The sequence below is a fragment of the Sphingomonas sp. genome (assembly GCF_039594485.1).
GTDB lineage: Bacteria > Pseudomonadota > Alphaproteobacteria > Sphingomonadales > Sphingomonadaceae > Sphingomonas.
In genome coordinates this window covers 1-9,041 of the sequence record NZ_JBCNNI010000064.1, presented here as the reverse complement: position 1 = coordinate 9,041, position 9,041 = coordinate 1, and the positions used below count along the sequence as shown (strand labels likewise).

Genomic DNA, 9,041 nt, shown 5'->3' with positions numbered 1-9,041 from the left:
TGAGGTTGGGATGCACGTCATACTGCTGCGCCAGCTCGGCCAGCGTCTTCTCGCCCTTCACGGCGGCCAGTGCCACCTTCGCCTTGAACGCCGGGCTGTGGTTCCGACGGGGTCGCTTGCTCATCTTACCTCCTGCTTACGGCCAGCATGGCCGCTGTCAGATCGACAATCCACTTATCCACGCTGTTCAAATTCCCCGAGCCACCTCTCGGTACAGGCGGCGATCACGCCCGAACTGGCCACCGCGATCGACCTTGAAACGACCGGGGCGAGCGCCACGGCTTTGCGCGAGCGGCTGACGAACGAGGGCATCGCTTTCCACGATCCCGACTTCCTGTTCTACCTTCCTGCCGATGCGGCGGCGGAGGCAGGCCATTCCGCGCCGGCTCGGCGGCTCACCGAAAACGACCGCGCGGTATTCGACACCTTCTACGCAACGGCCTCGGAGCAGGACCGGGAAGATTCCTATGTCGAACTCGACCAATGGGCCGTATTCGGTTGCTTCGATGGCGATCGATTGGTCAGCGCCGCCAGCGCGATCCTGTGGGACGATAGTCCGGTCGCTGACCTCGGCGTCCTGACGCTCCCCGATGCGCGTGGCAAAGGCTATGCCCGTGCTGCCGTTGGATCGCTCAGCGGGTTTGCCCGACAGCAAGGGTATGAGCCGCAGTATCGATGCCAGATGGACAACCAAGCGTCCGTTGCGTTGGCAAAAGCGTGCGGGTTTGGGTTGTTCGGCAAGTGGATCGTGGCCAGCGGGGAGTGAGCTAACGCTTTCCCAATCCGCCATCCCATTGGGAATGCCCCGGCCGTCTCGTTGGCCGTTCCCAGTCGGGGAGGATGGATCAGCAGCCTTCCCCGTAGTTATCCTCGTGTTGGGTACGCCAGCTCCATTCTTATCGAAGGCACCACGCTACCTACCGCTAGGCAAGGTCGCATGACGTGCCCGGTTTCCACGAAGCCTAACTTGCGAAGCACGCGGCCCGAAGGAGGATTGTCCTCGAAATAGCCAGACGTGATGACGGGAAGGCCGAGACGATCGAAACCAAAGGCAACGACCGCCCGAGCGGCTTCGGTCGTTATGCCACTCCCCCAATGGGCAGGGGACAGCCAATAGCCCAATTCAGCAGCGTCAGTGCCCTCTTCCGGCGTTAAACCGATCGCGCCGAGAAGCGTGTCGGACCCTCGCAAAGTGACGGCCCACACCCATTCGGCAGGAACGACATGATCTAGGAAAAAGCGAGCATCGGCCGGACCATATGGATGCGGAACACGCGCCAGGCGGCGTGCCACTTCCCAATTTCCGACAACGTCGACTATGGCGTCAATGTCGCGATCGTCAGGCCGCCGAAGGGATAGGCGTTCAGTGGCGAGATCGGGGCGACTGCCCAACGACAAATCAGTGTTCATTGCGTCTGCATAAGCTGGCGTGCGTAGCAACCGCAACAGCAGGCGGAATCACTGATGGCGACCGTGGTCATGTGATCGCGCTCGCTGACGCAGAATCGACTTCGTATGGTGAGTTCCTGTTCGGTGGCAACCGGCAGGATGCACTCGCATCACGGCGAATGTCCCAACGCGCACTTTTCTGGTTTCGTGATCGCGAATGAAGTCATTATCGGAGTGGCGTGAATCTCACGAAGGGGGACATATGCGTTTGATGATTTGGGCGATCGGTCCGGTGGCTTTGTTGATAGCATCGACCGCAAGCGCACAGAATATGGAAATTAAGTCTTTGATTGACCGTTTCGACGCCGCTCGTATTGAGCATGATCCGGCTACACTCTCGAAAACTCTCGCGTCCGATTACGAGGAAATTTCGCCAGTTGGCGAAGTCGATGATCGGGGGAAGGTGCTGGGGTTCTACGCTCCCGAGCTGAAGCGTACTGCGCCAGCGATGACCAGCGAACCTCTGGTCATTCGTTCGCGCGGCGACGTCGCTATCATCACAACACGTAAGTCATTCACTATTCCAGGCGGACCAGTTCGGTCGGTTCGCGTTCGTTACGTTGCCGAGCGAGCAGCAGGCAAATGGCTGCTGGTTTCGGCGCAGTACACCCCGATCCCGCCAGCAAAGCCGGATTAATTCACTTCGCCTAGCCGCTCGCGCCAAGCAGTCTTCTCAGAACGGCGAGTTTTGAGAAGACTGCCATAATCCCATTTCACCATCCCAACGAGAATGTTCGGGTCGTCTCGATCAACCTTCCGTAGCGGATGACCCCGGATGTATCACAAACCAGCCAGACGAAATTGAGCAGCGATCCATTCGGATAGAGCCACACCAGCGAGCATAAAAATCACCAACCCGGCTATGACAATTCCAAGTGCCGTCCACCCCCATTCATCCGCGATCAGACCGCCTAGCGGCGGGCCGATCAAGGCTCCGCTGGCGCCAAACTGGGTCAGCAAACCATTGGCGCTTGCGATGCGAGGGTCATGCGGGCTTTCAGCGGCTGCGAGGATCGGCAGCCGTGCAAACATGAGGGGAGATACGAGGCCGCTCAGCAGGACTGCCCCCACGATGAGATGCTGGTCGTCGTCAGATCGTTCGAACGACCGAGAGCGAGTGGCACAAGAAGCGCCGTCCCGACAAGCGACGGCACTGCGATCATGAGCAGACGTTCCGTCGACAGCCGCCCTCGGCGGATCAGCAGGATGGCAAGACCGGACGCCGGCAGCGCGGACAGCGATGCGATCGACGCGACCAGGCCGGCTTCGTCCAGCGCCGCGGCCCGTTCTGCCATCAGAAATGTCGGGAGCAGCATGGTCAATGCGCACAGGAAAAGCGTGTAGATTCCGAAGGCGAAGCTCGACCCCCATGCTGCCGGCGCTGGCGGCACGATACGGCGTCGACTGCTGTCGTCAGCCCGCAGCGGAAGACGGAGTATCGGAATGATCGTCACCGCCAGAAGGCACGCCCACAGCACCATGATGCCTTGAACGCCAAGGGTCACAACGCCCACGCTGGTAACGGCGCTGCCGACTGCGATCCCCACCGGCACGAAGCTGCTCCATAAGGCCAAGGTAGGTGCGCGATTGCGATCATCGGCGATTGCGGCAATCGCGGTCGGCGCAGCGATGACGACGAGGAGATACCCGATCCCCTCCACGGCACGCGCCCCGAACAGCATGGTGGAGTTCGGGGCTACGCGACCAGCGTCGGGTCAGCGAGGCGATACTTGAGCAGCTGAAGGCCAGTGGCCAGAGCCAGATATCGCTCACCGATCCCGACGCGCGTGCAATGGCGGCTCATCCCAAGGTCGGCGTCGGCTACAATGCGCAGGTTGCGGTTGATGCCAAGCACAAGCTGATCGTCGAACAGCATGTCACCAACGCGGGCAGCGATCTGGGTTTCCTGGCTGAAACGGCCGGCGCTGCAAAGGACATCCTCGGCGTCGAGCGGATCGATGTGGTCGCCGACATGGGGTATTACATGGGCGAGGATATCGCCGCATGCGCGCGGGCCGGCATCACGCCCTATGTCGCCAGCCCCCAGCGCGGCACGGCGGTCGGCGACGGCCGCTTTCCCAAGGAGCGGTTCCGCTACGATGAAGCGGCGGGTTGCTATCACTGCCAGGGCAACCAGCGGCTTGATACACGGTACCGCTGGCTTCAGGGTGGTCACATCATCGTGCAATATTCAAACCCGCGGGCCTGTGGCGGATGCGAACTCAAGGCACAGTGTGCCCGCGGCAACTTCCGCCGCATCACGCGCTGGGAGGGCGAGGCGGTGCTCGACCGTATGGCGATGCGCCTCGCCGCCCGACCCGACATTCTCGATATCCGGCGCGAGACGGTCGAGCATCCCTTCGGTTCGATCAAGCAATGGATGAACCAGGGCGCTTTTCTGATGCGCGGGCTCGACAAGGTCCGGGCCGAGTTCAGCCTGACGGCGCTCGCCTACAATCTCAGGCGGGCGATCAACCTCGTCGGCGTACAGGAACTGATACGCGCGGTAAGGGCCTGAGCATCGTCGCTATGTAAGCCGGCGCAGCCCTCTCATCCTCCCCCATAGCGCCGTTCTGGCCCCGTCACCGCCGCAAATCCGAACAGACCAGCGCCCTTACCTGGCTTCGGCCAGAAAAGTGCCGGACAACTGTTGGGCCGCGAGTTTCCGCACGCTCTGGATCGATTCCGAGAATGCCCGCAGCGTCTCGCTGGTCGTTCCTGATCGGGAAGACACCAGTGCCTGCACCAGCGTTCGCCGACGGCAGGTCGGATCAGGAAACGGCCGCCGGATGATGACGGGTGCGGGCCGGATATGACAGAGGGGATAACTGCAACGGTGCCGGGCCCATTCGTCGACATGGCCGTGGAAGGGCTGGGCTCGCCCGCCTGCCGCCCGGCGCCAAGACATGGTCGCAGACAAGCCGTCGTTAATGGGCGTTGCATCCATCAACAATCCTTGCGCTCGCAGTCGGGGTGATCCCGAATTCCTTCTTGTATGCGGCGGAAAATGCAGAGGGGCTGGTGAAGCCGACGCGGTAGCCAGCTTCGGCCATGCCAAAACCATGCTCGATAATCAAAACCCGTGCGACGTCGAGGCGGCGGTGACGGTGATAAGCGAAGATCGTTCGTCCCTCGATCGCCTTGAAAGCCTTTTGCAACGCGTTGACGTTGAGCCCGACCTGCTTCGCCAGTTCGATTGTGTGAGGGGGCGACATCAGCGACGCGTTGATGAGGCCTCGCGCCGCGACGACGGCATCGTATACCCGATGCCCGACTTGAGCGATCTTGTGCGCGTCGTCATTCAGGAGGCGAAGACTTTCGAACATCAGCTGGAGCGCCGCGCTCTCGCGGAACAGGCGTCCCAGAGAGCCGCAATAGCGACTGGACATCGTCGCATGCGCCATGTGGATCAGCAACTCGGAGCGGGGCAGGCTGTAATTGTGCAATCCGGGACGCATCAGGCGCTCGATCATGGCCAGATCAGGATGCGGAAGGGCGTCGGCGGAGCCTTCAAGGAAGGATGGATCAAGCGTAAGGCCGACGCGCAGGCAGCGATCTCCCTTATAAAAGATGCGGTGACCCGACTGATCCTCGCCGATCCCGACGAAGTGCGCGCACTGCGGCGCGCTACGCAGGGGGGCGTGGCCGCCAATCTGGAAAACGCCACCCTCGCCATCCAGCACGATGCCCAGCGTGACCGACCGACGAACGGGCTGGGTGATGGTCGTATCGACGAGCGGGGTCAGGTCATGCACCGACATGGCCAGCCCTGGATGGACTTGGTCGAACCGCATCCAACCCTCGAACTGCGGTGAAATTGCCGGGGCATCTTCATCCTGCGCGATCGGTTCAACGAGTGCCAGGGCCGCGGCCTCGCGCACGATGTCCGAGGCGCAGAACGCTCCCTTCAGCGGCGCGGTTTCGATCATGATATGGCTTCCCCCGAACGTATTGCGACAGGATTCCTCGTTTTCGCGATAGTCAGAGCCATAGCTCCCCTCAGCCCAAATTGCTAATGGCAATCGCTCGCAACGTCGGGCGGGACCTTCAGCGTGCCCCGGCGTGGCGATAGTCTTCAGGGGGTTTCATGTCTTTGCGTTGTCTGCTCGCGGCCAGTGTGTCGGCGTTGGTCATTGTCCCGGTATCCGCTCGTGCGGCCGCCGATCCCGTCGGGCAGGACGATATCGTCGTCACGGCCGAGAAAACCCATCGCAGCCTGAGGGACACAGCGTCGAGCGTAGTGGTCCTGACTGACGAGGATATGGAGCGAAGGGCAGGACTCTACTCGGTCGACGACATTCTGTCGCGTATTCCCAATCTGGTTACCGTCGAACCGAGCAACTCCGCACCCGCGGTCCGAGGCGTTGACGGAACGGGCCCGGCATCCGGCGTGGATGCGTTTTTTGCGGGCACCCGTCCACGCCTCAACTATCAGGTCGATGGCCGGACGCTGAGCTTCAACGAGGCGGTGTTCGGCAATGCCAGCCTGTGGGATGTCGCGCAGGTGGAGGTCTATCGCGGACCGCAGAGCACGCTCCAGGGCCGCAATGCCGTGGCTGGCGTCGTGGCGTTGAAGACGAACGACCCGAGCTTTGCATGGCATGGCGCGGCGCGCGCCATCATCGGTGACCGGGATGAGCGTCAATTGTCCGCGGCCCTCGGCGGACCGATCATAAGCGATGTCGCGGCCTTTCGACTGAGCGCGGACTGGCGGCAGGAACGCAATTATCTCTCCTTTACGCCCTATCCCCAGGCCGCCGATCCGGGACGCGCGGATACCAAGACCTTTCGCGGCAAGCTCCTGCTGACGCCGGGGGCGGGCATCCGCTCCCTATGGACGCTGTCCTATCTGGACGGCCGGACGCCGCAGGCCGCCTATGTGAAGCGGCCTTTCCACGAACACCGTGCATCTTCGCCGATGATGCCCGTCTTTCGGTCGCGCGTGGGCACCGCCATTTCCGACACCAGCATCGCGCTGTCGGATGTCGTGACCGTCCAGGCCTTGCTGTCCGCAGCCGACTTTCGCGTCGATCGCTATGCACCCGTACGGACGGGCAATGTGCGCATCGACGGAAAGGAATATGCTTTCCAGCCTTTCGTACGACTGACTGCACCGGATGGACGCTTCTCAGGCTTTCTGGCGGCGTACATCTTCCGCACCCATCAGAATGAAGCGATCGATGTGTTCGGCGGCGGCACCTATCGCGACGAAACGCAGACCGACGCCCTTTTCGGTGAGGCCACATTCAAGCCGATCGATCGACTGAGCCTGATCCTGGGCGCACGTTATGAGACGGAGCACCGATATCGCACGGGCCGTTCCGGGCCGTTCGTCACCCAGTTCGACGAGACTTACCGGGTGTTTCTGCCCAAGGCGACCGTCTCCTTGACCGCTACGCCCGATGTGACGGTCGGCGTGACCGCGGGTCGCGGCTACAATGCGGGCGGAGCAGGACTGACCTTCTCACCGCCAATTGTAACCTATACCTACCGTCCAGAATTCGTATGGAATTACGAAGGCTTCCTACGGGCAACGGTCACTCGGGGCCTGACCGTCACCGGAAATGTCTTTTACAATGACTATAGGGACATCCAACTCCCTTACTATCTTTCGGCGCTATCCACTGCGATCCGTAACGCCCAAAAGGCGACGACCTATGGCGCGGAAGCCGGCTTGGAATGGAAACCGACGCAGAAGGATCGTGTCTTCGCCAGTATCGGCCTGCTGAAGACCAAGGTCGATCGCTATGACGGGCAGGCCAGCCAAGGCAACGACCTGCCCAGGGCACCCGCCTTCAGCGCCGCGACGGGTTTCGTCCTGTCCCCTGACGGGCGCTTCGAAATGGGGGCGGACGTACGCTATTCAGACGCCTATTACTCCGACGTACTGAACAATGCGCGGGGCAAGACCCGCCCCTATGCGCTGGTCAATGCGCAGATCGCCTATCCGATCGGCGCCGTCCGGCTATTTTTCTCGGTCCGGAACCTGCTCGATACCGATACGCCGTTGATGATCGTGACCGGGGCGTCAAAGGCGGCTGACTATGCGATCCTTCAGGCGCCCCGCAAGGTCACCGGCGGCATCGCGTTCCAGTTCTGACGGGTTATCCGTTCGATGAGCCCAGCGGCGATCCGGCGGTGGACGCTGGTTCATAAATGGACCAGCCTCGTCTCAACGGCCTTTCTGTTCATGCTTTGCGTCACGGGCCTGCCATTGATCTTCCATCATGAGATCAATGCGCTTACCGGCGCGCCGATCCTGACCGAGCGGCGCGGGGCTGGTGTCGAACCGGGCGGCGGGGTGAAGTTCGACCGGATCGTCGCCCAGGCCGTGGCGACACGGCCCGGTTGGACGATGATGTTCCTGACGTTCGACGACGAACAGCCGATCGTTCGGGCGGTCGTGGCCCCCAACATGCGCGCCGAGCAGCGCGAGGTGGCGATCCTGCCCTTCGATCTTCGCGCCGGCACCCTGATAGCCGCGCCCCCACCGAACAAGGGCGTGATGGCCATTCTGCTGGATCTCCACGCCCACCTCCTGATGGGGGTACCCGGTGAACTTTTCCTGGGCCTGATCGGAATCGTCATCCTGGTCGCGATCGCGTCCGGCGTCGTGGTCTATGCCCCCTTCATGCGCAAGCTGCCGTTCGCAACGATACGGCGATCGCGCAGCGTTCGGGTGACTTGGCTGGACACACACAACATGACCGGGATCGTCGGAGCCGCCTGGCTGAGCGCGGTGAGCCTGACCGGGTTCATCATCTGCATGACCATGCCGATCACCGCAATCTGGCAAAAGGATCAACTTACCGCGATGGCCGCACCGTATCGCCAGTCGCGCCCACCCCAGCATCTTGCCTCGGTCGACCGGGTCGTCGCCGAACTCCGTCGCGCCGCACCGGATGCCGATATCGCATTCATTTCCTGGCCCGGCAGCCGGCTCAGCACCCCTCATCACTTCATGGCGGGGTTGCGGGGGAACTCACCCCTGACCCGTCGCCTGGTCAAGCCAGCGATGATCGACGCGGTCAACGCCAAGGTGACGGGCATGCCGAACCTGCCCTGGTATATGAAGGCGCTGTTCCTGTCGGCGCCGCTTCACTTTGGCGATTATGGCGGGCTGCCCCTCAAGATCATCTGGGCCCTGCTCGATGTCGCCGCGATCGTGGTGTTGGGGACCGGGCTCTATCTATGGCTGAAGCCAGGACGATCGGCGAAGAACACGCGTCCATACCTGCGAGGGGCGCAGCCATGATGATGTCGCACCGCCGATCCTATTGGCACATTTTCCGGTGGCCGATCGCGCTGGCGACGACGACCATGGTGGGCTTGGTTTCTGCGCTGATCGGCGACGGTATATATGATCTCGCATCGTGGATTGCCTTGGGACTCGACCTCGTCGTCATGCTTGCAGCTTGGCGAAACGCAACTCGGGGACGGAGGTGACCAAACTGGCTTGAGCTATTGTCCGTCGTCAGGACATTTGGCGCAGATGGGGGCGTAGATTAGTGGAGAGCGGGCCTCGTCTGGGGGCTGATGTTAGGCGGCCAGCTTGCGGTGCAGCAAGCGCCGATATTCGAGGGTCTGTCGCT

Annotated in this window: 11 protein-coding genes; 5 read left to right on the top strand and 6 right to left on the bottom strand. The window is 62.0% G+C overall.

Annotated features, from left to right (window positions below):
• On the bottom strand, positions 1-124 hold a 124-nt coding region (locus ABDV78_RS18985; protein ID WP_343529021.1), incomplete at its 3' end, for a transposase.
• 159 nt (positions 125-283) lie between these two features.
• Here ABDV78_RS18985 and ABDV78_RS18980 point away from each other — a divergent pair.
• Entirely contained in the window at positions 284-766 is a 483-nt protein-coding gene (locus tag ABDV78_RS18980; RefSeq protein ID WP_343529020.1) for a GNAT family N-acetyltransferase, read from the top strand.
• Between the two features lie 98 nt (positions 767-864).
• On the opposite strand, the gene ABDV78_RS18975 is transcribed toward ABDV78_RS18980, so the two are convergent.
• Positions 865-1,410 carry a GNAT family N-acetyltransferase gene (locus tag ABDV78_RS18975; protein WP_343529019.1) on the bottom strand — a complete coding sequence of 182 codons (546 nt, stop codon included), beginning with the start codon at positions 1,408-1,410 and terminating at the stop codon, positions 865-867.
• A 241-nt stretch (positions 1,411-1,651) separates the two neighbouring features.
• Here ABDV78_RS18975 and ABDV78_RS18970 point away from each other — a divergent pair, with 241 nt between their 5' ends.
• Complete coding sequence (locus ABDV78_RS18970; RefSeq protein WP_343529018.1) at positions 1,652-2,086, top strand: nuclear transport factor 2 family protein; 435 nt, start codon at positions 1,652-1,654, stop codon at positions 2,084-2,086.
• A gap of 143 nt (positions 2,087-2,229) precedes the next feature.
• Here the strand turns inward: ABDV78_RS18970 and ABDV78_RS18965 are convergent, their stop codons facing one another.
• A complete protein-coding gene (locus ABDV78_RS18965) occupies positions 2,230-2,481 on the bottom strand; it encodes a hypothetical protein (protein ID WP_343529017.1) in 252 nt (83 codons plus the stop codon).
• A 20-nt stretch (positions 2,482-2,501) separates the two neighbouring features.
• Positions 2,502-3,131, bottom strand: a complete 630-nt coding sequence (locus tag ABDV78_RS18960) for an MFS transporter (protein WP_343529016.1) — start codon at positions 3,129-3,131, stop codon at positions 2,502-2,504.
• Positions 3,132-3,241: 110 nt separating this feature from the next.
• On the opposite strand from ABDV78_RS18960, the gene ABDV78_RS18955 reads away from it, so the two are divergent.
• Positions 3,242-3,967 carry a transposase gene (locus tag ABDV78_RS18955; RefSeq protein ID WP_343529015.1) on the top strand — a complete coding sequence of 242 codons (726 nt, stop codon included), beginning with the start codon at positions 3,242-3,244 and terminating at the stop codon, positions 3,965-3,967.
• Between the two features lie 96 nt (positions 3,968-4,063).
• Here the strand turns inward: ABDV78_RS18955 and ABDV78_RS18950 are convergent, their stop codons facing one another.
• A complete protein-coding gene (locus tag ABDV78_RS18950; RefSeq protein ID WP_343529014.1) occupies positions 4,064-4,396 on the bottom strand; it encodes a hypothetical protein in 333 nt (110 codons plus the stop codon).
• Positions 4,377-5,378 (bottom strand): AraC family transcriptional regulator, encoded by a 1,002-nt coding sequence (locus ABDV78_RS18945; RefSeq protein WP_343529013.1) that lies wholly within the window; start codon positions 5,376-5,378, stop codon positions 4,377-4,379. Before ABDV78_RS18945 ends, ABDV78_RS18950 begins: the two co-directional genes overlap by 20 nt.
• A gap of 158 nt (positions 5,379-5,536) precedes the next feature.
• On the opposite strand from ABDV78_RS18945, the gene ABDV78_RS18940 reads away from it, so the two are divergent.
• Both ABDV78_RS18940 and ABDV78_RS18935 read left to right on the top strand, forming a co-directional pair.
• A complete protein-coding gene (locus tag ABDV78_RS18940; protein ID WP_343529012.1) occupies positions 5,537-7,549 on the top strand; it encodes a TonB-dependent receptor in 2,013 nt (670 codons plus the stop codon).
• A 15-nt stretch (positions 7,550-7,564) separates the two neighbouring features.
• A complete protein-coding gene (locus tag ABDV78_RS18935) occupies positions 7,565-8,704 on the top strand; it encodes a PepSY-associated TM helix domain-containing protein (RefSeq protein ID WP_343529011.1) in 1,140 nt (379 codons plus the stop codon).
• The last annotated feature ends 337 nt before the right edge of the window (positions 8,705-9,041 follow it).